The following is a 22,999-nucleotide window of genomic DNA, read 5'->3' as shown; positions in this document are numbered from 1 at the left end:
GAGGCATAAAATATGAAGCAAAAAATAAAAAAATTTGTCAAGATAAATGGTGTAGCTATGCTTCTCAGCTTCTGTATCCCAATTGTGGTGATGGGCGTGTCTTATTATTTAGTGGGAATTTATCCTGGTAGTCAAACAACGATTTTAGCGAGTGATTCGTTCACTCAATATGCCAATTTCCATGCTAGTTTTAATAATGTTTTACATGGAAAACAAAATATATTCTACACATGGTTTGGTTCACTTGGACTAAACTATTGGGCGTTTATGGCATATTACTTAAATGGTGTGTTTACACCGTTAATTGCATTTTTCGATAACGTACATATGCCTGATGCTTTATATTTTTTGACATTGATCAAATTTGGAGCGAGTGGTTTAGCGTTCTGGATATTTGCTCACAATACCTTTAAGGTCAAACAGTGGGTAACAATTGGTTTAAGTATTTCGTATGCACTAATGTCTTATGCAGTTGGTTACTCTGAAGTCATCATGTGGTTGGATACTTTTATGTATTTACCATTGGTTATTTTGGGAATCAATCGATTGATGGATCAAAGGAAACCAACAGTATTATTTCTCAGTTATTTGCTTTTATTTTTGTCTAATTTCTATATGGCTTTTATGGTAGGGGTATTCTCATTTCTTTATTTTTTAGTTAGGACTTTGACGGATGGGAAGCGTTACAAAAAGCGTATCAAAGACTATCTACTGACCTCTTTACTTGCAGGCGGTGCATCAATGGTGACGATTCTCCCAACTATTTTTGATTTGAGTAATAATGGAGAAAGATTGACAAAAATCAATACACTTGTGACACCAGATGTAGGTGTATGGGATTTGGTAGCTAAAAACTTGGTTGGTGTGTACGATACATCCAAATATCAGAGTATGCCATTTATTTATGTTGGTTGATGCCGTTGATGTTTTGTGTTTTTTATTTTCTAACGAAAAAAGTACCGTTGAAAAATAAAATTCTTTTTGGTTCTTTATTTATCCTGTTGATTGCGAGTATCTATATTTACCCGCTAAATTTATTTTGGCATGGTCTACATTCGCCTAATATGTTCCTATTTCGCTTTAGTTTTCTATTTTCGTTTGTCATCATTTTGTTAGCTGGATATGGATTAGAAGTCTATACAAAAGCTGATTTTGAGCAGTTGTTGAATGGAACGATAGGAATTGGTGGGCTGTTTATTCTTTTTTTATTGGTATCTAATAAAAAGAGATATGGAATTATTACGACCAGTTCATTGATTATAACGATCTCTTTATTAATCATTTATTTAGGAATCTGGTTTTTCTATCATCGTAGTTCAAAGGTGATAAAATGGTTGCCGGTAGTCTTTATACTATTGATAGCTGGGGAGGCGTTTGTTAATTCTAAAGCAATGATCGAGGGGATTCGCAATGACTGGGGCTATCCAGCTAGGGAAAAATATAATGAAGCGTACCCTGATATTAAAGCGCTGGTTGATGATACAAATGAGACCAATGAAAATATGTTTCGCTTAGAGAATATCGATCCGGTCTCTTTAAATGATAGCTTTAACTACGGCTATAGCGGAGTAACGATGTTTTCTTCGATTCGAAATCGTCATTCATCTGCGTATGTGAACGCGTTAGGCTTTCGATCGTTAGGCAGTAATTTACAGGTTCAGTATTTAAATAATACCCTTTTGATGGATGCTTTGATGGGAATCAAATATAACTTAGCCAAAAGTGATCCACTAAAATTTGGTTTTGATAAAATTTCTACCCAAGGAGCGTATTCGCTTTATGAGAATCGCTTTGCACTCCCACTAGGCGTTTTAACGGATGAAGAAATTTATCAAACAAATGCTGTACGGAATCAAACTGAATTATTTAATCATCTTGCCGAGACGGAAGGCGAATTATTTAGTTTTGGTCAAGCAACTGTCGTAGATTCGGAAAATGTCATTATAACTGAAGAAGATAACAACATAGTCAGTTATGGCGAACAGACCCCTAATAAACCCAAAAAGGTGACGTGGTTAGTCACCGTTCCAGCTAAATCGCAAGGTTACTTGAGTATAGTTTCCGCAAGTTTGGGGAATAAATTAGAAGCAGGCGCTGCAATTGAGGTTACAGTAGATAATCATTCTCACGGGAATAGGATCAATGATTATGGTCAGTATTACAATATTGGATACTTTGAAAATGCGTCAACGATCAAAGTAACTGCAACTTTCACTGGTTCTCAGAAACTTACTCTATTTAAACCGGATGTTGCTTTTTTAAATACTCAACGATTTGAAGAGTCTGTAAAAAGAATCCAGGAAAAAGGAGTCAACTTCAAAACGAGCGGTCGAAAGGCGAATGCAACGGTTTCTTTGAAGCAAGGCGAAGTAGTTTTAACCACGATACCATATGATAAAGGGTGGAAAGCCTATATAGATGGAGAAAAGGTAGACATACCAACGTTTAAAGATGCTTTCTTAGCTATTCCAGTACCAAAGGGCACACACACAATTGAGTTTGTATTCTTACCACAAGGATTTGCAATCGGTGCTAGCTTATTTATTCTCTGTATTTTAACTTTTAGTGGCTATTCGTGGATAGTGACAAGGAAAAAGGACTTAGGCTAGATAAACTTACTGATAAGAAGGATTACTTGTTTTGCCACTAACCATTGGCTGATTTTTTAAACCGGAAGGAGATAAGAATGAAGAAGGGGAGAAGAATAATCATTCTTTGCTTGTTTATAGTATTGGCAGGATGCTCAAAGCAAAATCTATCTGAAACAAATGAAGATTTTTCAGATGATGACTATAACTATACATTTCAATTGCCGAAAGGCTGGAGGAGTCAAGAGGAATATAAAAATCTGTATAATGAGGCAGCGATTTTTGGGGCAGAAGATAAAAATAGTAAGTCGTATATGTTTATTCGAACAACTAAAAAGAATGAAACAAATGTAGCTAAATTTAAACAGAAAACAGAAAAAGCATTAAAAAAGGCTTATGACTTAAAGGATATCTATGATGAAACATTTGAAGTAGATGATTTTCCTGTTATTGCTTACACATTTCAAGGAAGTTATGATAATGAGATCGTTTTTGTACATGATTTTTATGTTATTTTAGATCAAAAAGTTGTAGAATTTACTTTTTATTCTGCGTTGGAGGGTAATTATGAGAAAAGAGCAGATCGCTTTGCCGAGTCTGTTCGAACCTTCAGTATCGTTGATCGAAAAAGTAAGACAACAGAATCTTTACCAAGCAATAGTAATAACCAAATAATTAAAAATGAAGAAGTATCTTTTACTTTAACTGGATATAAAATTGTTACAGGGCCACAGAACAAACGGTTATTAATTATTCGCTATGTGTTTGCTAACAATATGGACAAACCTAACTTTCCAAATATGTGGAACACTGTAGTTCATGTAGAACAAGATGGAAAAGAGCTCAAGGAAAGTTCAATTACTGAGAATGAGGAAGCTTCTGACCTGGGGTACTTATTAAAGGTAGGGAAGAGCCCAGTTAGTAAAAATGACTCAGTTGAAAGTGCATCAGTGTATGAATTAATAGATTCTTCTACAGCAGATGTTTTATTTATAGTTGATGATAACCAGTTTAAAGATAGCAAACCGATTCATTTACCAATAAGAAATACGTGAGGAAGAAAAGTTATGAAAAAAAAGTTGATACTACTGCTTTTGATCACAACTACACTGATGAGTGCTTGTGCTATGGACAAAGAGAAAAAAAGTAGCTTGACTGCTAATGAAGAAAAGTTCACTTGGTGGGTCGATAGAGATAAAGCTTTTGGAAACTTTGAATATCCTGCTATTTCAGAAAAAGAAGCTATGGAATTAATGAAGAATAAATTCAATCTGAAAATACCTGATTTTTTTTCTGAAGCAAAAAAGATTGCTGAAAAAACCCTAGTTAGCGATGGTACTGAGTTGGATGTAGGTGTGTATTCAATTTTTGTTACAGGAGATGAAGTTCTTTTTTCAGGAATGATTAGAATGAAGGACAGTTCGGGGCACTATCTCTCTTATGCAAAAATCGAACTTAAATATCAATACATCGATATTCAAAAAAAAGTCAAATTACAAAGTCAAAGCCTATCTTTTTATAATTTGTCCAACGATAATACTTTTAACGAGAGAGAGCTAATACAATGTCTTAAAAATCTAAGTGACTTGCTGGAGCTAAAGGACCAAGAAAAATTACTGACCAAATTCAATGAAGATACGAAAGATAGTACTAAATTGGTAGGAAAAGAAGTCAGTGTATACAGAACTTTAGATGATGCATATAAAAAAAATACATTCGGGAAAAATCTAATAGTGACTTATAATCAAGAGGGAAACGTAAAAATTATTGATGCTGTTATTTCAGACTATAGACTGTAAAATAGTTGCGAATGTGAATGTGGATAGAAATGTAATTACTAGAGACGAACGAGTAGCTTGAGAACGTTCATCTGGTTGAGTAATATAAATAAATATTTTGAGGTTGGAACAGAAGCTTATTTCCGAAGCCTTCAAATCTAAGTGCTTTAGCATTTAGATTTTGATGTGATCAAAGCGAAGCGTAGTAGATGCTTTTGCTTCCACCGTTTATTTGGATTCCTTGAGGATGGGATGTGACTTGTAGAGTTATGTCCCATCTTCTTTTGTCTTGGTAGAAAATAACAGAATAAAATTGAGTAGTGGTGGAGAAATCAACGAATAGAATCTTTTTGAAACACACTTTTTGTTAAAAGTATCATAGCTGAGAGTGCTATCTCTAGAATAAATTAAACTGTTATTCTACTTATTTGTCGAAAAAATGGACTTAATTCAATAATAAATTATAAACAAAATGATTTATTATAATGGGTAGATTTTTTATTTATATATATCAAAAAAATGGAATAAAAAATAAATATTTATTTATTGTCAGAACTTTGGTTCAGTGAAAGTGAGGAAAATGAATGTCACGAAGAGGGGAAAATATTTATAAACGAAAAGATGGTCGTTGGGAAGGTCGATACGTAAAAGGGAGAAAAATAGATGGTTCAATTCATTATGGTTATGTGTATTGTAAAAAATACAGCGAGGTCAAACAACAATTGACACGCATTAAAGGACAGCTTCTTCATTATCAAGAACAAGCGATATATTCTTACACTGGAACAGTTGAAGAGTGGTGTATGTATTGGCTGGAGACCGTTGTTTATTCATCGGTTAAATTAAGTACGTATGTTAGTTATAAAAGTAAACTAACGGTTCACGTGTTGCCGATATTGGGAAAAATTAAGTTAATGTCTTTACAAAAAGAACAAGTTCAAACCATGATTGATCAATTAGAAGGTCGATTGGCTGTTTCTTCTGTTCATGCAGTCGTTCGCGTTCTACGAACATGTTTAGCTACTGCTAAGGAAAAAGAACTACTTGCTAAAAATCCTGTTACTGGTATTCGTTTGCCCAAAACAGGAAAAAAAAGGTCAAAAGCGTTGTCTATCAAAGATCAGCGACAACTAAAAGAATTTGCTCAGTCGTCGACTAACGGATTAGCTGTATTATTTGCTTTGGAAACAGGGATGAGAATTGGTGAAATTAGTGGACTAAAGTGGTCAGATGTTGACTGGGAAAGACGAGAAATCCATGTGAATCGGACGTTGCAACGATTAACGGATGAACAGGGGCGTAGTAAATTAATAGAAGGAACACCCAAAACGCGTTCTTCTTGTCGAATGATTCCTCTATCTAAACGATTGTATCATCTCTTAGGGCAAAAAAAAGGTTCATCAGCTGAAGATTATATTTTGAGTAATAGTGAAAGAAGTATTGAACCTCGTGTTTTACGATATCAATTTAAACAATTGAGCAAAGAAGCTGGCGTAGCAGAAGTGAGTTTCCATACCTTGCGCCATACTTTTGCGACACGTTGTTTAGAAGCAGGTGTAAATGTTGCTACGATCAGTACGTTATTAGGGCACCATTCAGTCAAAATGACGTTGGATATCTATACTCATTCGCTTAAATTGGAAGAACGTGCAGCGATTGACTGTGTTTCTCAGTGATGAGGTTGGCAAATTTGTTGTCATACTAGCTATAGTAAAGTACATATTAACGATAAACAGATTCAATTCGAACATAAAAGCGAGGATCGATTATAAAATATATACAACTATCTCAAGTGAGTAGGAATCAGAGTCCCGGCTGATTAAGCTGTTATTGATTAGATAAAGAATCAAATAGCTATAGGTTAACCGTATTCGGTCATTTCGATGCGGTTTTTTATTTAGAGGAATTGTGATCACTCGTACTGAATGCTCGCTATTAGATTAAAACTTAGGCTATAACTCACGCATAGAATACCCGTGAGTTATAGCCTAATAGGACAAAACATTAAATTGTTTGAATGGTGATAGTAGTTGCATTTGTTTCAGCTAATTCTTGTTTTAGCTGTTCGATGATTTTGATTCCAGCACTTGTACCGATCCTGCTCGCACCGCAAGCAATCATTTTCTTGAATGTTTCAGCATCTCGAATACCGCCTGCAGCTTTGACTTTCACCTTATCCCCTACATGTTTTTTCATTAAGCTTACATCATCGAATGTCGCTCCAGTTGGGGCAAAACCAGTGGATGTTTTAATAAAATCTGGTTCTACTTGTTTAGCAATTTCAGCTAACTTTATTTTTTCAGCATCAGTAAGATAAGCGTTCTCAAAAATAACTTTCGAAACAATTTGTTTTTCTCGACAAATTTCGACAATTCCACGCATTTCTTCTTCGATATATGCCCAATTCTGTGCTTTGACTTCTGTAAGGTTTACCACATAGTCTATTTCGGTTGCCCCGATGTCAATGGCATCTTTTGTTTCAAAGAATTTTGCTTCTTTAGAAGTTTGTCCTAGTGGAAAACTGATAGCGGCCCCAATGTTTACATCAGTCCCTGCTAATAAATGTGAACAGTATTTTGATTGAACTTGATTGATAGCGACCATCTTGAAGTGATAGTCCTTGGCCTCTTGGCAAAGTATTTCCATGTCCTCTTTACGTGCATCTGCTTTAAGATTTGTATGATCGATAAAGCGTGCTAATTCATCAATTGTATAATTCGTCATGTTTAACCCTCCTATATGTAATTACATAATGAGTTTAAAACGAAAATGAGTTTCTGTCAAGAGAATTATTTTCAAATAAGTTATTGACATATAACGTGTAAGGGTTTACTATTTGGTTGTATAAGTTTTAATGTAATTACATAAAGGAGGGGTATGATGAAACTATTACTTGTTTCTCATGGGGCATTAGCAACTGGATTGCTAGGAAGTTTTGAAATGATTGCTGGTAAGAATGATAGTATTTCGGCAATTAGTTTAACAGATGAAGGGATTGGAAGCTTTTCAACTCAGCTTAAACAGTATTTAGAGGAACGAAAGAATGAAGAGGTATTGATTTTATGTGATATCAAAGGTGGGACACCATTTAATGAAGCCTACAGAGCGTTTTTAGCTGATCCTAAACAAATCAGGGTCATTTCAGGGATGAATTTACCTATGCTGATCGAAATCGGAGTTATGCTCCAAGCGGACAGTGAATTAGAGCAGTTAGTTGAAATTGGGATCAATGCTGGAATAACCTCTATTGAAGGTGTTGTAGAAGAAACAGAAAATGATGATGAGATGATTGAATTTTAAAGGAGAAGATAATTATGACGATTACATTAGCGAGAATAGATGATAGAGTGATCCACGGCCAAACGACTACACGTTGGACAAAGGCAAGAGCAGTACAAGGGATTTTAGTGGTGGGAGATGACATAGCCAAAGATGAATTGAGAAAAAAAGTGTTAAAAGCTGCAGCTGGAAACTTGAAATTAGGTGTATATACAGTTGAGCAAGCGATGGAGAGCGTACCAAAGGGGAAAAATTCGCCAAAAGATTTCTTTCTAATTAGTAATTCACCACAAACATTTGCAGAACTTGTTCGTTTAGGTGTTGATTTTGGTAAAAAGTTAAATGTTGGACCGATGAATACTCGTGCAGGAGCCAAAGTATTAGGCAGAACTGTCGCAATCGATGAAAAAGATTATGAAGCATTTGAATATATGGAACAACAAGGAATCGAAATTGGGTTCCAGCTGCTGCCGGATGATGAAAGTAAACCTTGGAAGGTATTGAAAGCAAAATATGATGCAATGTAAGGAATGAACGATCAACAAATAGGAGGAATATTTATGGAGACAGGATTATTGATCCCGGCATTATTAACAGGAATATTTTGTTACTTAGGCGCAATTGAAACGCCGTGGCTCTTTGGGATGACAGGAGGATTTTATATAGTCGGACGTCCTTTGGTAGCTGGACTACTAGTTGGTTTAGCTTTTGGTGATGTTCAAGCTGGAATTCTTTGTGGACTAGCTGTTCAAGCGGTGTTTATTGCCAATTTAACAACAGGCGGTGCTACAAATAGTGAAATTACTTATGCTGCTTATGGTGGAATTGGATTAGCGCTAGCAACGACCAAGGATCCTGCTGTTGCAGTAACTCTTTCGATTTTGATCGGCCAAACATTTGGACTTATCTTTTACAATTCAAGAATGGCTGCCTACTCATTTTGGAATACTCGTGCTCAAACTGCGGCGGAAAACAACGATGATCATGGAATTACATTAAATCATGTGGTATACCCACAAATCACTACATTCATATTGCGCGCAGTTCCAGTTTTTCTAGCGATTTTCTTTGGAAAAGGCTTGGTCGACTGGCTGCTTGCTAATGTGCCACAGGTCGTAACCGATATTATTTCAGTGCTAGGTGGTGTGTTGCCAGCTTTAGGTATTGCGATGCTGATGAGTATTGTTGTGAAAGAAAAAGCCCATCTTATCTTCTTTTTTGCCGGATTTGTATTAATGGCTTTTGCTGGATTAAACATGATTGCTCTTGTTTTTATCGCCGCTTTAGTTGCATATATCGTGTATTTAGCTACAGGTAAAGGAACTGGCGGAACAAAAGATGTTGTCGCAAATCAAGATGCCAGTACTGCTGTCTTTGAAGATGACGATTTATTCTAGAAATAGAAAGGAAGAATTCCAATGGAAAACACAAGCAATCGTTTAACAAAAAAAGAACTAAGACAAATTTGGTCACGCTGGGGCTTTACTCATCTTTCGTCAATGAGTTATGAGAAACTACAAGCCCATGCTTGGGCGTATTCTTATCTGCCCTTCGTTGAGAAATACTATAAAAATGATCCGGAGAAAAAGAAAAGATTATTACTCCGCCACTCGATGTTTTATAATACAGAACCACAAACAGGCCAATTGATCAATGGAATCGTCGCTTCTTTAGAAGAAGAAATCGCGATCGGCGGAGATGTTCCAGAAGAGATGCCTGTCAATATCAAAACAACACTGATGGGACCTTTAGCAGGTATTGGAGATTCGATTATTCAAGGAATCATTGTACCGATTTTATTATCGATAGCAATGGGGTTAGCAGCAGGTGGGAATGCACTTGGGCCAGTTTTTTATATTCTATCGTATGGTGTAGTTGGTGTATCGATATCCTATTTAGCCTTTATGAATGGTTATAAATTAGGAGTAAATGCAATCGATGTGATCATAGGTGAAAATGCCAAACGTATAACGGACGCGTTCAATATTTTAGGTGTGATGGTTGTTGGAGGTTTAGCGGCTTCTAATATTGCTCTTGTGACAAAAGTGAAGATCCCGATGGGAGAAGAAGTTCAGGCATTACAAGAAGTCCTAGATGGGATTTTTCCTAAAATATTACCATTAGCTATGGTACTGTTGGCTTGGTATTTATTAACAACCAAACAAATGACCGCAACCAAAGTCATCTTAGTTCTAACGATCATTTCTGCAATTGGTGTTGCAATCGGCGTGTTTTAAGAAGAGGGTGAAATCATGTATCGTTTAAAACCAATTCCCAAGGCAAGAATTTGGGGAACTGAAAGATTACAAGAATATTTATCCGTTCAGACAAACCAAAAAATTGGTTCGATCTATTCTGCTTCTGGTATAAAAGAGATAGATAATTTTGTGGATGCAACAGAAAACCAAACGCTTGGTGAATTAGTGGCGAAAGATCCAGCACAATTTGGACTTCGTAAAGGAGAAGAATTTCCGCTGATCATTTCAATGACAGCGGCAGACGAAGATTTAAGTATACAGGTTCATCCGACAGACCATTTCGCAAGAGAAATAGAAAATAAAAGCTACGGCAAAAGTGAAGCGTGGTTCTTTATCTCACCACCTCTTAGCGGTTCGATCATAGCAGGACAAACGGCAAAATCAATCAGTGGATTTAGAGCAGCTGTTACTCAAGGAAGCTACGAAAAAATTTTAGGAAGAGAAAACGTTTCAAAAGAAGAAATGGTCTATATTCCTGCCGGCACGATCCATGCATTAACTAAAGGATCACTAGTCTATGAGATCCAACAAGCAACGGACATCACCTATCGCTTTTACGATTACGATCGTTTAGACTTAGATGGAAATAAGCGTGAACTTCATACAGAAAAGGCTTTAGAGACAACGAATTTCCAACGGACTGTATCAAAGAAAGCTTTTCCTCTTGAGCAGACACTAGATGTAAGAGAATTTAAAGTGAAACGAACAATACTTCAGGAACAGTATAGAAATGACGAAGAAGTTGCTCAGGTTATTACGATCTTAGCAAAGAATTCAACAATCAATTGTAAAGAAGTTACAAAAGGGCAGAGCTTAATTATTCTTCCAAAAGAACAGATCATGATCAAGACGCCTGTTGAATGTATGATTGCAACACCAAAATTGTATTGGCGCGATGAAATTTAATCAATTTATTGTATAATGAAGATACATGGGCGAGGAGGTAGTTTATGAATTTTCCTTTATATAAGAAAATTGAGCAAGATTTATTAGATAAAATTAAATCAGGGACCTATGCAGAAAATGATTTGATCCCAACAGAACTTGAGCTAGCAGAAGAATATGATGTCAGTAGACCGACTGTGAGACAAGCTGTTCAAACGTTAGTTGATGCAGGCTACCTTGAGAAAAGGAAAAAACGTGGAACGATTGTAAAACGACCAAAAATTCAGCAAGAATTCACCAAAGTGATCGAAAGCTTTGATTCTGAGATGAACCGAAAAGGGCTTGTACCTAAAACAAAAGTCATCGCATTTAGAAAAGATACGGCAAATGAAGAAGTAGCTGAAAACCTTGAAATTCAAGAAGGAGAAGAAGTTTACAAACTGATTCGACTAAGATATGCAGGTGAGAAGCCAACGGTATTAGTAACAACTTATATTCCGAGAATGATTTTTAAAGATCTAGAAGAAGTTGATTTTTCTACAAAATTACTGTATAAAACATTTGATGAAAAAGGTTATCCTGTGAAGACGGTTAGTCGTAGGTTAGACGTTATTCAAGCAGATGATACAGTTAGTGATTTACTAGATGTTGAGGTTGGAGCTCCATTATTTTATTTCCATACTCGAGGGTTTGCGGAAGGGAAAGTACCTGTAGAATACTCGATTTCGAAATATCGTGGAGATACTAACTCTTTTGTGTTTGAAATAAAGGAAAGTAACTAAATAAATCAGGTGAGATGAAAGCAGCAAGCTTTGAGAAATGAAAAGGTGCTGCTTTTTACTCACCCTTTTTTTGTTTTTCTCTGATTACTGTAGTAAAGTGTGAGTAGATACCTTTGTACATGATGAACTAGTTTGTTTCAACTACAGAAGGAGGACTAAGATGAAAGTCACACAATTATCTATCGATACGTTAAAGAGAGCACAAGAACGTTTTGAAGAAACGCTTGAGCAAATGAGTGTAGGTGAAGCGAATACTATGCCAAAACCCTTGATCAAATCAGTTACTTGGCTGATCTGGCATACGGCAAGAGAACTTGATTATCAAATTTCGGAACTTAATAATACGAAACCCTTGTGGTTAGAGGGCGGTTGGAGTACAAAATTTGCTCTGGATTTACCAGATGATACGCAAGATTGGTGTCATACGCCTGAACAAGCAGCTAAAGTTATAGTGAAAGATAAAGAACTATTACGTGACTATTTAACAGCCAGCGTTGATTTTACAAATACGTATTTAGAAACGCTTGACGAAGGTAGTCTTGGTGATATTGTAGATACGAACTGGACGCCAGCAGTTACACGTCAAGCGCGAATTGTTTCTGCAATTGATGATGCCGTGATGCACTCAGGACAAGCAGTTTATACAAGAAGATTGGTTATTGGGAAATAGTGACTAAGCCTCAGCAATACAAAAAAAGGTGTCTCCGTTTTTTTAGGAGACACCTTTTTGTATTGCTTAGTTTATTTCGTTTATGGTTGTTCACCAATCAAGGTCCATTTTAAAGTCGTCAGCTCACCTTTTAGTGCTTTGGTTTTTTCATTAATACCTAATTCCCCATTTAATAGCAATGAATGGGATCCGCGTGCAGCATCGTTTTCTGATGACGCTACTTTGACTGCAGAGTTAGTAATATTTTTTTGTCCAGTGAATGTAGCATTGTCTCCTTGAAGGTTAACGGTTAGTTTCATATGGTTACCATCAAGACCGTATGAAGAGCCTTGCTTATCACTTGGAATTTCCTCTTGCACGCTAAGTTCCCACGAACCATCACTCAAACCGCGAAAATCGTTCACAGTAACTGTAGTGGTATCCTTATTTGTATCAGTTAATGTTTTAATGGATCCATCTATTGTGCCAGAAAAACTCATATCAGCAGTGCCAGTTGATAGATCTCCAAGGGATAATGTACCACCGGTCAATTCAGCATTTACTTTGGAATTTTTATTTGTCTCTTCAGCGGCATGTGTGGTTAGTGGGGAGAAAAAAAGCCCACTTAAAATAGTTAAGGTTACGCTAGTGATTATTTTTTTGCTGTTCATATGTCGTCTCTCCAATTCATTTATTTTTTTATTTTAAACGATACATTCTTTTTTAGTTTGAATACTATCGTAAATAAACAGAACGTTAAACCCAGTAAAGGAAGCAATCTAGTTTTTTTCTCACCTGCTTTCGGTAAATAGGAATATTTTTTATCAAAGTGACCAAAAGATACGTCACGTTCGTCTTTTTTAGGGAGTTCATCGGTTAGATCAACAGTGACTCGACTAAGGGTACTTGTTTCTTCTGCATAGCAGATGGTTGCTGTTACGACAGAAAATAGGAGTATCAAGCATAGGCATAATCTTTTTTTCATAGAGGTCTCCTTAACAGGCAGAATCTTATCATGGCTCTGCCGAGATAAGCGTCCATTTTATTGTTCCTTCATACTTCCCAATCTGTTCATCTCCAGGAATATTCAAGTGTAGATCATTGATTAATTGATCCGTTAAATCCAAAGTATTTTCTTCATTTTCTTTTCCAACGCCTTCGTAGAAAATGCATTGCTCCAAGGGATCAGGCGTTATTTCGTTTAGGTAAAGAGCACCGGTCATTTCTCTGTTTTTCTCCAATTCTTTTAGTGGAATAGACAAATCGACCAATAATTTAAAGGCGCTTTTTTGTTGTCTAGTGTCTACAATAGATAAACTTTCGGGTGCAACAGAAGCTAAAGTAGCTTGTGTATCTCGTCCGATTTCTAACTGACCAAAATCTAAAGTAGCAGGAACCGTCAATGTTAATGTTCCTTCTGGTTCTTGAATTTTCGTTACTGCTTTCACCGTGTTATTTTCACTATTTTGGGGACTATAGTTTGTTTCAAATGTACAATAGGCTTCTCGGGTAAGGCGATGCTGTTTTTCTAAATCATAATGAATGATAAGTTCTTCTTGGGCATAAAACATTTCGATTCGTTTAGAAAGATTTGTCAGCGAAAAGGTGTTTCCTGCTATTGCAAGTGAATATTCGTCTTTGCCAATGGGAATGTTTTGATGGGTATCTTTCGCTATGGCTTCTAAACTAATTGACTCAGCGAGTAGTGAAAACTCACCAGGAAAGGAAAAACGCATATAGTTTAGCTGAGCAGGAATAGAATGTAAGGTTGTATTATTATCAGCATCCATTCTATTGGTTACACGTATTCCTTGGGTGCCCTTTTCAAGTTGAATATCGGTATAAGAAATTTCAGTTGTCAAAGAGGTTAAATAGTCTGGAGGATCATCAACCACTTTAAAATAAATAGTGACAGAATGTTGCTCATTCACAGTCCAATATTGATCAAATTTATCTCTAATACCAAGTTCGGCAGTAAACTCATTTTCTTGAGTAAAATCTGGACGAACATGCCACTCGATCGTAGGTTCATAGCCACTTGAGACTACACGGAAATAGTCATTTGGATCATCGCTGATAGGGCTGCCTTTTTCGATTAAGATTGGATTTTCTTTGCTAGTACCTCGCGGCGCATCAACAATTAATGGTGGTACATCCACATTTAAAACGAGCGAAGTAGATAAGGGATACTCCCAAGAGTTATCCACTTGATCGATAATAACGTCAGATGGTTGTTCACCGTTGAATGATTTTGTACCAATGAAATGCCATCGTGTAGCAATCGTTTCATAAAACTTTTTATCTAAACCTTCACGTTCCCGAGTGATTATTAAAGAGCGTTCAACAAGTTCCGTTTTTGTGCTTGGAAAGTTTTGATAGGTTGGTTTTTCAAACGACAGCATACCATCGTAAGTAACGATGGATTGATCAGAAAGAGTATAGTTTAAATGAATAGTACCATCGATCGAAAAAGTGAGTTCATCACCGATATAAATGCCTATTCCTTTCGACTGCTCTAATTGATTTTTTAAATCTTGTAATGTTTCATTTGCTTTGCTTGTTAGATCGGAATGTAGCAAAGCAGGATCAACGTCAATAGCAGCAGTAGAATGAGTGTCTATTTGCTCGGAGCTTTCTAAGGTTATTGCTTCGTGTGTCTCTGTTGTGTTTGTACGACTATCCTGCTCATCAGATGTCTCTTGCCTACTTGAAGGCTGTGTAACCGTTGGTGGAAGAGAAGACGTCTGATCAAATCGTGCAGCATGCACTTCGCTGACGGGCAGAAAGGGCAGGATCAGTAAAACAACTAGTATGTTTGAAAGAATTCGTTTTTTCATAATGTACACCTCACGAGAGAAGAACTGGGTAGCTAAGTCTTCGTTTTACGGGTTTTATACAATAAAGCTACGATAATAATAAGTAGAACAAGGATAATCAACGGATAGATAACCTTTTTGGGTGTATTAGTTACAAGATTGGATGGCGCGTTTGTTCGTTCAATTGGTTTAGCCAGTTTGAAAGAATCAGTTGTTTCCCATTTTTTATCCCCAAATTGAACGGTTGTTTTAGCAGTATAGTTCCCTGCGGATAAAGGTTGGTCTTGTAAAGAAATATCAAAGGCCATAGTAGCGTTCGGGGCAAAATTCACCTCATCATTGCTTTCTTTATAAACAACATCATTTGAATCCTGGTTACGGATTTCAGTGACAATGGATCCTTTTTTAGCAAGCGTCGGCGTTGAATTATAAATTGTCTGTACCAATAGTTGTTTATCGGATAACATACTTGTATCTAACTTATCAAAAGTAAGAGAAAGCGGCACTTCTTGTGTTGTTTGCCGTAATAAAATCGGAATATCATAAGCAACAATATTTTGGATGGTTTGAGTATCAGATTGTTCGTGTGCTTGTTCAAATTCAATCCCACCTAACAGAATTCCTTCAAACGCATCATCAGGAGCGTGTAAATGTAAAACTAAATCAGTTGCTGCATTGGCTGGAACGGTGGTTTCTTTTGGTCCTTCAATGAAATCAGCTAAGTTGTATTTAGCCGAAGAGTGAAGTGCCGTTTTAGATGGTCCGTAAATAATTTGCCCATTTTTATTTGTTGTAGCTGGACTAATTGTATTAGTGATAACAATGTCTTTATCGGAGGGGTTTCTAAGAGAAAAATGTAGCGCGATCTCTTCTCCTTTTTTTACAGTAAGATCATAATAACCAGTGACATCGTTCGCTTGTTGACTTGGATAAATAGGCGTCACACTGAAACTAGATTGAGCGGACTGAGCAATAGTTTCAACAGGAGCAAAAAGAAAAAAAGTGATGATCAAGCCTACTATCAAAGGATAGATTTTTGTTTTTACTTGCATAAGTTTCCTCCATTGATTTTCTATGTATACTAAAAAAAGAAAGTGTTATTTCTGTTTGGAAGCTTATCATACAATACGAAAACGAAAAAATATGTATTTTCGTTTTTCAATTGGTGGTGTTATTTTTTACATTATTTGAATTTGAAAATAAAAAAATACCTTATTTTCCCAGGATAAATGCGGAAGATACGGTACTCTATGGCTAGCTATTCTTTTGTGGAACGAGTGTGGACATTATATTTTTTTGTATAAATCATATTTAAATAAGAAATGAGTCGGTTGAGTTTCTCATGTTCGATGTTTGGATTCCAAACAAATGTAGGGATTTCTTTGTGTAGAACGGTAGATAAGCTGACATCGGTAATCAAAAAGTCCAGTTCTTTGCTTGTATAAGGAACGAAATTGATTGGAAATGAAAGGTTTTTAATCAGTACCGCTTCGAAAAAATTTTTTTGAAACACACTTGAATGGGAAAAAATGGCCACATTCAGCACGGGTCGTTTATTATCCATTAGTTCTGAAATCAGTAATAAATAAAAATGGCTCAATGAGTCTTTTTGAGGCTTCAAAGGAGCAATGAGCGGGTCAGCAAACAGATCATTTAAAAAGGCGAGAACCAAGTCGTAATCAATAAATAAATCCAGCGTTGGATAAGTAGTATTATTGAAAATATTGATGATTTCAACAGGTCCAGGTAAATAGAGATACCTACTGTGGAGCGACAGTAAATTGTAATAAAGGTAAAAATATTCATTGATATTCAGTGATAGATCAAATTTAGCCATAAATTGTTTGATCCATTGTTCTGTAATCTGATTAGAGATGTTCATTTTGAGACCAACAAAATTGGTTAATTTCAAAGTTGAAATGAGTTTCAATGGATAAACTTGACTGGTTAAGAGCGTAAAGTATAAAAAATTAGCCTCATAATGCCAGTTTGTTTGGCTTAAAAAATTTTGACTGGAATACTGTTTACTAAAATTTGATAAGATTTCTAAAAATTTTTCTTTAGACAGCATAGGAAAGGTAGTTTCAGTATAGTCATATTCTTCAGTGATAACAAACCCATTAGCTATACGAATAACTGTGACAGCAAACCACATAAATACCATATTCGGTTTTAGTAAAAATTGCTGTATCTCAGGGCTGCTCTCCTCTAAATTTTTTTTGAGTTTATCATAATCAATCGTTGGAAAAGGCCACTTCAAGACTTTGTAAGATTCCCAAAATAGAGTGAAAAAGAAGAAACGAATATTCTGTTCTCTTCCTATAATATTGGTTGTCGTATTTAAATCTAAGATTAAATCGTATTGTTGCAATAATTGACTTAACTCTTTCGTCTTTCTATAAACGGTAGAGTAACTGTAAAAGTGTTGTGTAGCAAAACTTTGTAAATCAATAAAACTACCATTGAATAGTTCAATACAAAGCTTAAACAAAACCGATTCTTCCAAATAATAAAGAAGAAAATAGTTGGCATCAAAATCAGGGGCAATATCAACAAAAACGGTACTCTCATCATTAGAAACAAGCGTAATGTATTGTTCACAGCCTAAGTGCGTAATATCATTTTTTAAAGCGTCTATAGCTTTAATGATCGTTCTCCGATCTTTAGAAAGTTTAGTCGCATAATCAGAGAGCGAGGTAACATTATTAGGCTCTCTTGAAAGATTGTTTAGTACGTCTAAACGAATAGTGAATTCTTTATTTAGTAATGCTTTCATTTATCATACACTCCTTAGTTGGCTCAGATAAAGCAGTATAACAATCATAAGACAGTCAGCTCAAAAAGTCTAATTATTAAAAGGATGCATCCATCAGAAAAAGCTAGGGGAATAGTGACTATTTTAGGTCACCATTCCCCTAGCTTTTTCTTATTTTGATTAACTTATCAGCATATAACCTTTAGAACGAATCGTTGTGATAAAGACGGGTTTCGACGTATCCTTTTCAATTTTTTTTCTTAAATGGAAAATTAAGTTGTTTAATCGATACTGTCTATCGCTATCTGCATTTTTCCAGATAGCGCTAAAAAGATTTTCATAGGTTACTAATTCACCTTCATGTTTTTTTAAAGTAGACAAGGCCAAAAATTCTAGAGGTGTTAATTGAATCTCAGGTTGATCATCTACGCTTACACGAAGGCGATCTGGATGTAATTGTAGTTTAGAATCTATTTGTCGTTCAGTAAATGTAGTGTAGTCATTTATGTCTCCTGAAGCACTCGTTTGTTTAAATCGTTTCATCGTATTTTCTACTTGCAAGAAAAAGCTAGTTGTTTCTTCATGGCTAAGATCAATAATAAAATCTGCGCCCAATTGTAAATAAATGACACGATTGATTTGAGAAAAATTAGCTGAAAGAATCCAAATCAATGCAGTACTTTTTGCTTTAAACGTTAAAATCTGTTCACAAACATCGGTTAGATTCCGATCCATATCTTCTTGAATAAAAATAATATCTGCTTCTTGCACGGATTGCTCATCTGCAAGATCGATAATAGAGTATCCTTTTTGCTCCAATACAGCTATATATGAAGCAATCGCTTCTTTTAAATTAACGTTGATTCCTATGTTATACATTGTGTTCCTCCTAATTTTATTAAAATGAATGACAATCGATCTGTCATTTAGTAGGTGATAAGTGTTTAAAAGCGAGTGATACAAAAAATAAATTAAACCTCGAAAGGAAGTTTAGCCTTACAAATAAGTATTAATAATTCTTTTAAGTCTTCATAGTTTTTTTTTGTAGGAAATTCTTGCCATAAAACATATTCAGTTTGTTCTGAGACGGAATAAGAAAAGCCTGTTTTTGAAACGGGACGGTCAGAGATCACTACATCGACTGTCTCTTTTTCACCTTCAATGATAGATAAGTTAAATTTATTAAATAAATCGCCGTAATTTAAAAGGTATCTTTTCATCGTTTGCCCCAGTCTTGAAAAGAGAACTAAATAAATCGGCGGCATAAACTTGGTCACATCAACACACAAAAATAATGTTTCTATATAGTGGAACTTCAAATGATGGGCATTAACTTTTAAAACCGATGATGTTTTCGTAATATCCGAAAGAATGCCTCTTAGTAAGTCGACTTGAAACTTAAAGGTATTAGCTAAAGTTGATTCTTCGATCCAATTGTTCGTCGCGGCTAAATTAAACTGTTTGTGTAGCTTTAAACGGTAATACAAGATACAGGTTGCATAAATCAAATCATTTTCTTCTTCTAACGAAAGAGGTACATAGAGATATTTCTCTATGTCGCCAACCCAAAGTAAGACATTGGCGAAAAAATTAGCTTTTGCCAGCTCGGGATTTTTGATAAAAAAGTGGGAAACCGATTTAGAATTTGAATAAGGACCATAGGATAAGACTAAGCTATGCATGAACGCTAACTCGATTTGCAGTTGGGAAACCGGGATCACTGGACATAAAAGCTTAACAAGCTCAACTTCTTTAAGGAAATGCTGATGCTCTTCCTCAGTTTGGTAAGTAAAAAATAGTGTTCGGTTTTCAACCAGTTCTTTTTTTCGAACTCTTAAAATCGAAATCGCCAGAAAGAGTTGAAAATAAGTTCGTTTAGTATACTCATTAGGATTATAGATATCTGTAGGAAATTGATTTAATAAATCATTGACCTCTTTTTGTGAGATAAAAGAAAACGGCCATTGCTCTCCCTCGTATACTTCAAAAAAAGAGAGGTATAAAATAATCGAATCGTCGCCTCATCTCCAATGATCGTCAACTCTTTTTTGATGGATAACTCCAAGTTGAAATGTTGTAATTCCTGGTCGATTTTCTTTAAATATCTTCTTAACGTTGAATTTGTCACAAAATATTTATCGATGGCTTTCTTTATTGAAAACGAAGAGTCAAAGAACATATCTTTAATAATTAAGAAAAATATCGAATTTTTGAGATACTCCCTCAGCATATAGTGAATTGAAAAGGTTAGTTGATAATGGAGAGAACAGTACAGCTTGCTATTATCTCCTCTATATAAATCAAGACTAATTTTTTCGCTAAAGCCAAATGTTTCAATGTCTGATTGAATATCTTGAATCGTTCTTTTAATAGTCCGCTCAGATAAACCTAGCTTGAGTGAAATTTGTTCAACTGAGAGTGAATCGTTATGTTCTTGTTCAAAAAGCGTTAAGATTGAAAATCTGCGAGAGTCTACTCTGGTTAAAAATGCCTCTAAATTTAACTCCTTTTCCAAAAGAGTTCCTCCTTTTTGATACTTTTTTAATTTTAAGGATAAAAAATAAAAAAAAAGTATACTTTAGACATTATATTAAATTTTTTTGTTATAAAATTCCATCTTTTGCTCCTTCTCATTCCACAGTAACGAAAAATAAACCAAAAAAAAATAAAAAAAGGCTTTCAAACTGTTTTTTGACCATTTTTAGACAAGCGTGTCTGAAAAAAATGAATCTAAATGCTGAGAAAATAAAGATATAATAGTCTCCGGTAACAAATTGAAAATAAGAATGAGATATAATTCATGAAATTTTCAGTTTTATTATAAAAAGGAGGTGAAAAAATGAAAAAAAGTAGATTGTTTGTATTCTTGATACTTTTAATGGGAATCTTTCCATTTCAAGCAGCACATGCGATTGAAAGTCAAGCAAACAGTCAAGTAGGGATCAAATTTACAGAAGGTACTATAGAAAGTACGAAGGAAACAGGCAATTCTGGAACAAAGGATTATGAAGGTAAGAATCTAGAAGCAAAACCAAAAGGGAATATATTCCCGAAAACAGGTGAAAGTAGCATGAATCTTTACTTATGTATAGGAGGCTTGTTATTAATTGCCCTAGTGATGATTATCTATAGTAGAAAAGGAGGAAAAAAAGTGAAAACAAAAGAAAAAGTAATTGCAGGTTTGATTTTATGCGGTGGTATGGGGCTTCTTGCACCAAGCATGGCTAGTGCAACAGCAGCAGAAGGGATTCAAGGTACAGAAGATGGCAAAGGAGCTACTTCATATGGATCTTTGAAACTTGATTCAAATACAGAAGGAACCGTTCCACCGATCCAACCTTCTGTTCCTAGTGGTGAAACAGGGAATACAGGTGCATTGACGATTGATAATGTAAGTCCATTACTATTCGGTGAACACAAAATCGATGGCGGCGAAGCTATTTTTGAAACAATAACAACTACTCCTAACGTTCAAGTATCTGACAGACGTGGTGAGGGCCAAGGCTGGAATTTACAAGTCCGTATGTCTGAGTTTGCAGACAAAGAAGAAAAGACAAAGATTTTAAAAGGAGCAGAAGTCACATTACCTGCCGGTACAGTTGGTAAAAGTGAAGGCAATATCGCACTTCCACCTGAAACCAAAGAAGTAGTGATCGCAGGTAGCGTAGAGAGTGCACAAACACTCTTTTCTGCAAAAGAAAAAACAGGTTTAGGAACTTGGACGGACGAATTCGACGCGTCACAAGTAAAACTAAAAGTTCCTGCTGGGAACTTAAAAGGTGATTACCAAGCAACATTGACTTGGTCATTATTAGATGCACCAAAATAATAACATAGACAGGGAGCAATGAAAAATGAAAACACTAAAATTAACAGTAGTAGCAGCGACACTTTTTTCAACAACATTATTAGGAACAACAGTTTTTGCAGCAGAGGACGAACCAGTAACGCCTGACGAACCAGCTGTTGTAAACAAAGATGTATCAAGAAAAGCACAATTTGTTTTAGAACCAGGTAGTGACGATAACGGACCAGTAGATCCAATCGTACCAATCAAACCACCAACCAATCAAAAAGGAAATTTAACGATCGATGCTGTTTCAAATTTTGACTTTGGTACAAAGAAAATCGATAAAATCACAAGTTCATATGATGCTGTACTTCAAGAAGGCGAAGTTTTAGGTGCGCAAGTAACCGACGTTCGTGGTACAGGTGCTGGCTGGAACTTAACAGCTAAAATCAGTGCTTTTGAAAATGCAGATAAAACAAGAATCCTAAAAGGGGCTGAAGTAACGATCCCAACAGGAAAAGTCAGCACAAATAGCATAGACGATTCAAAACCAGCAGTGGCGCAAGCACTGACATTAAATGAAACAGCAGCAACCGTCTTTTCAGCAGCAAAAGAGAGTGGTATGGGAACATGGGCGAATGAATTTGAAGGCTTAGGCGGCGAAGACTCAAAAGTTCAATTAAAAGTCCCAACAGGAAACTATGCAGATACATACACTGCAGAAATCACTTGGTCACTAGCTGACGCACCTAAATAATAGAGAGAGTAGGAAAAAAGAATGAAAGCAATTAAAACAACCGCATGTCTAGCACTTATGGTAAGTGCAACAGCAATAGCAACACCAGCATTTGCAGAACAAGCAAGTACAGCTGCATCAAAAGCGAATGTTGAAATCATAGCAGGGGATGATACAAATGAAATCATCGATCCAATTGATCCTCCAACTGGGAATAAAGGGCCATTAGTAATCGATGCCGTATCATCATTTGATTTCGGTAAAATTAAATTAGGTACTCTTACAAAAGATGCCGAAGTACCAGAAGGTAAGCAGTTAGGTGTTCAAGTAACAGACAAACGTGGTACAGGTGCAGGCTGGACTCTTTTAGCAAGCATCACTGAATTTGAAAATGCCGATAAAACAAAAACATTAAAAGGAAGCGTTAAAATCCCAGCAGGTAAAGTCAATACATCTGCTTCGGATAGTTCAAAAGCAGCGGTTGCAAGTGGAATCACATTGAATAGCACTGCAGCAACTGTTTTTAGCGCAGCCAAAGACAACGGAATGGGTTCATGGTCTGATTTATTTGAAGGCAATGGCCAAAAAGTAGAATTGTCCGTACCATCTGATGCTTATGTTGCAGCTTATGAAGCAACAATCAACTGGTCATTACAAGACGCACCAAAATAATTTAATAAGAG

At 35.8% G+C, this 22,999-nt stretch carries 22 protein-coding genes and 1 pseudogene; 14 read left to right on the top strand and 9 right to left on the bottom strand.

The window, feature by feature from the left end; translation table 11 throughout:
* Positions 1-12 precede the first annotated feature (12 nt).
* The 4 genes and pseudogenes from V192_RS22905 (at position 13) to V192_RS0116940 (ending at position 6,042) form a co-directional block, all read left to right on the top strand.
* Positions 13-2,609, top strand: a pseudogene (locus V192_RS22905) (YfhO family protein).
* A 77-nt stretch (positions 2,610-2,686) separates the two neighbouring features.
* Positions 2,687-3,643 (top strand): DUF5067 domain-containing protein, encoded by a 957-nt coding sequence (locus V192_RS0116950; protein ID WP_025873484.1) that lies wholly within the window; start codon positions 2,687-2,689, stop codon positions 3,641-3,643.
* 12 nt (positions 3,644-3,655) lie between these two features.
* Positions 3,656-4,387, top strand: a complete 732-nt coding sequence (locus V192_RS0116945; protein WP_025873483.1) for a hypothetical protein — start codon at positions 3,656-3,658, stop codon at positions 4,385-4,387.
* A gap of 563 nt (positions 4,388-4,950) precedes the next feature.
* Positions 4,951-6,042, top strand: a complete 1,092-nt coding sequence (locus tag V192_RS0116940) for a tyrosine-type recombinase/integrase (RefSeq protein WP_025873482.1) — start codon at positions 4,951-4,953, stop codon at positions 6,040-6,042.
* A gap of 328 nt (positions 6,043-6,370) precedes the next feature.
* Here the strand turns inward: V192_RS0116940 and deoC are convergent, their stop codons facing one another.
* Entirely contained in the window at positions 6,371-7,090 is a 720-nt protein-coding gene (gene deoC, locus V192_RS0116935; protein ID WP_025873481.1) for a deoxyribose-phosphate aldolase, read from the bottom strand.
* 153 nt (positions 7,091-7,243) lie between these two features.
* Here deoC and V192_RS0116930 point away from each other — a divergent pair, with 153 nt between their 5' ends.
* From V192_RS0116930 to V192_RS0116900, 7 genes are all read left to right on the top strand, one after another.
* Positions 7,244-7,666, top strand: a complete 423-nt coding sequence (locus tag V192_RS0116930) for a PTS sugar transporter subunit IIA (protein ID WP_239644720.1) — start codon at positions 7,244-7,246, stop codon at positions 7,664-7,666.
* Between the two features lie 14 nt (positions 7,667-7,680).
* Positions 7,681-8,172 (top strand): PTS sugar transporter subunit IIB, encoded by a 492-nt coding sequence (locus tag V192_RS0116925; protein WP_025873479.1) that lies wholly within the window; start codon positions 7,681-7,683, stop codon positions 8,170-8,172.
* A gap of 33 nt (positions 8,173-8,205) precedes the next feature.
* The gene (locus tag V192_RS0116920; protein ID WP_025873478.1) at positions 8,206-9,042 is read left to right on the top strand and encodes a PTS mannose/fructose/sorbose/N-acetylgalactosamine transporter subunit IIC; all 837 of its coding nucleotides are present in this window, start codon (positions 8,206-8,208) and stop codon (positions 9,040-9,042) included.
* Positions 9,043-9,063: 21 nt separating this feature from the next.
* Positions 9,064-9,882 (top strand): PTS system mannose/fructose/sorbose family transporter subunit IID, encoded by an 819-nt coding sequence (locus tag V192_RS0116915; RefSeq protein WP_025873477.1) that lies wholly within the window; start codon positions 9,064-9,066, stop codon positions 9,880-9,882.
* A 15-nt stretch (positions 9,883-9,897) separates the two neighbouring features.
* Positions 9,898-10,809 carry a type I phosphomannose isomerase catalytic subunit gene (locus tag V192_RS0116910; protein ID WP_025873476.1) on the top strand — a complete coding sequence of 304 codons (912 nt, stop codon included), beginning with the start codon at positions 9,898-9,900 and terminating at the stop codon, positions 10,807-10,809.
* A gap of 44 nt (positions 10,810-10,853) precedes the next feature.
* Entirely contained in the window at positions 10,854-11,570 is a 717-nt protein-coding gene (locus tag V192_RS0116905; RefSeq protein WP_025873475.1) for a GntR family transcriptional regulator, read from the top strand.
* Between the two features lie 160 nt (positions 11,571-11,730).
* The gene (locus tag V192_RS0116900) at positions 11,731-12,240 is read left to right on the top strand and encodes a DinB family protein (protein ID WP_025873474.1); all 510 of its coding nucleotides are present in this window, start codon (positions 11,731-11,733) and stop codon (positions 12,238-12,240) included.
* Positions 12,241-12,320: 80 nt separating this feature from the next.
* Here the strand turns inward: V192_RS0116900 and V192_RS0116895 are convergent, their stop codons facing one another.
* The 8 genes from V192_RS0116895 to V192_RS0116860 all read right to left on the bottom strand — a co-directional run bounded on the left by V192_RS0116895 (position 12,321) and on the right by V192_RS0116860 (position 20,305).
* Complete coding sequence (locus V192_RS0116895) at positions 12,321-12,890, bottom strand: hypothetical protein (protein WP_025873473.1); 570 nt, start codon at positions 12,888-12,890, stop codon at positions 12,321-12,323.
* Between the two features lie 20 nt (positions 12,891-12,910).
* Entirely contained in the window at positions 12,911-13,204 is a 294-nt protein-coding gene (locus tag V192_RS0116890; RefSeq protein ID WP_025873472.1) for an LPXTG cell wall anchor domain-containing protein, read from the bottom strand.
* A 28-nt stretch (positions 13,205-13,232) separates the two neighbouring features.
* The gene (locus V192_RS0116885; RefSeq protein WP_025873471.1) at positions 13,233-15,056 is read right to left on the bottom strand and encodes a hypothetical protein; all 1,824 of its coding nucleotides are present in this window, start codon (positions 15,054-15,056) and stop codon (positions 13,233-13,235) included.
* Positions 15,057-15,088: 32 nt separating this feature from the next.
* Positions 15,089-16,087 carry a DUF916 domain-containing protein gene (locus V192_RS0116880; protein WP_025873470.1) on the bottom strand — a complete coding sequence of 333 codons (999 nt, stop codon included), beginning with the start codon at positions 16,085-16,087 and terminating at the stop codon, positions 15,089-15,091.
* A 206-nt stretch (positions 16,088-16,293) separates the two neighbouring features.
* Positions 16,294-17,811, bottom strand: coding sequence for a helix-turn-helix domain-containing protein (locus tag V192_RS0116875; protein WP_025873469.1), 1,518 nt, complete (start codon positions 17,809-17,811; stop codon positions 16,294-16,296).
* Positions 17,812-17,970: 159 nt separating this feature from the next.
* Positions 17,971-18,669: a winged helix-turn-helix transcriptional regulator gene (locus V192_RS0116870; RefSeq protein WP_025873468.1), complete on the bottom strand. Its 699-nt coding sequence runs from the start codon at positions 18,667-18,669 to the stop codon at positions 17,971-17,973.
* 92 nt (positions 18,670-18,761) lie between these two features.
* Entirely contained in the window at positions 18,762-19,472 is a 711-nt protein-coding gene (locus tag V192_RS0116865; protein ID WP_025873467.1) for a hypothetical protein, read from the bottom strand.
* Between the two features lie 236 nt (positions 19,473-19,708).
* Positions 19,709-20,305, bottom strand: coding sequence for a helix-turn-helix domain-containing protein (locus V192_RS0116860; RefSeq protein WP_025873466.1), 597 nt, complete (start codon positions 20,303-20,305; stop codon positions 19,709-19,711).
* Between the two features lie 324 nt (positions 20,306-20,629).
* Between V192_RS0116860 and V192_RS21465 the strand changes: the two genes are divergently transcribed.
* The 3 genes from V192_RS21465 to V192_RS0116845 are packed head-to-tail and all read left to right on the top strand — an operon-like array spanning position 20,630 to position 22,988.
* A complete protein-coding gene (locus tag V192_RS21465; RefSeq protein ID WP_025873465.1) occupies positions 20,630-21,619 on the top strand; it encodes a WxL domain-containing protein in 990 nt (329 codons plus the stop codon).
* 25 nt (positions 21,620-21,644) lie between these two features.
* Positions 21,645-22,337, top strand: coding sequence for a WxL domain-containing protein (locus V192_RS0116850; RefSeq protein ID WP_025873464.1), 693 nt, complete (start codon positions 21,645-21,647; stop codon positions 22,335-22,337).
* Positions 22,338-22,358: 21 nt separating this feature from the next.
* The gene (locus V192_RS0116845; RefSeq protein WP_025873463.1) at positions 22,359-22,988 is read left to right on the top strand and encodes a WxL domain-containing protein; all 630 of its coding nucleotides are present in this window, start codon (positions 22,359-22,361) and stop codon (positions 22,986-22,988) included.
* The last annotated feature ends 11 nt before the right edge of the window (positions 22,989-22,999 follow it).

It is taken from the genome of Enterococcus crotali (assembly GCF_000633635.1).
In the GTDB taxonomy this organism is placed as follows: domain Bacteria; phylum Bacillota; class Bacilli; order Lactobacillales; family Enterococcaceae; genus Enterococcus_L; species Enterococcus_L crotali.
This window is presented reverse-complemented; position numbering and strand designations above follow the sequence as displayed.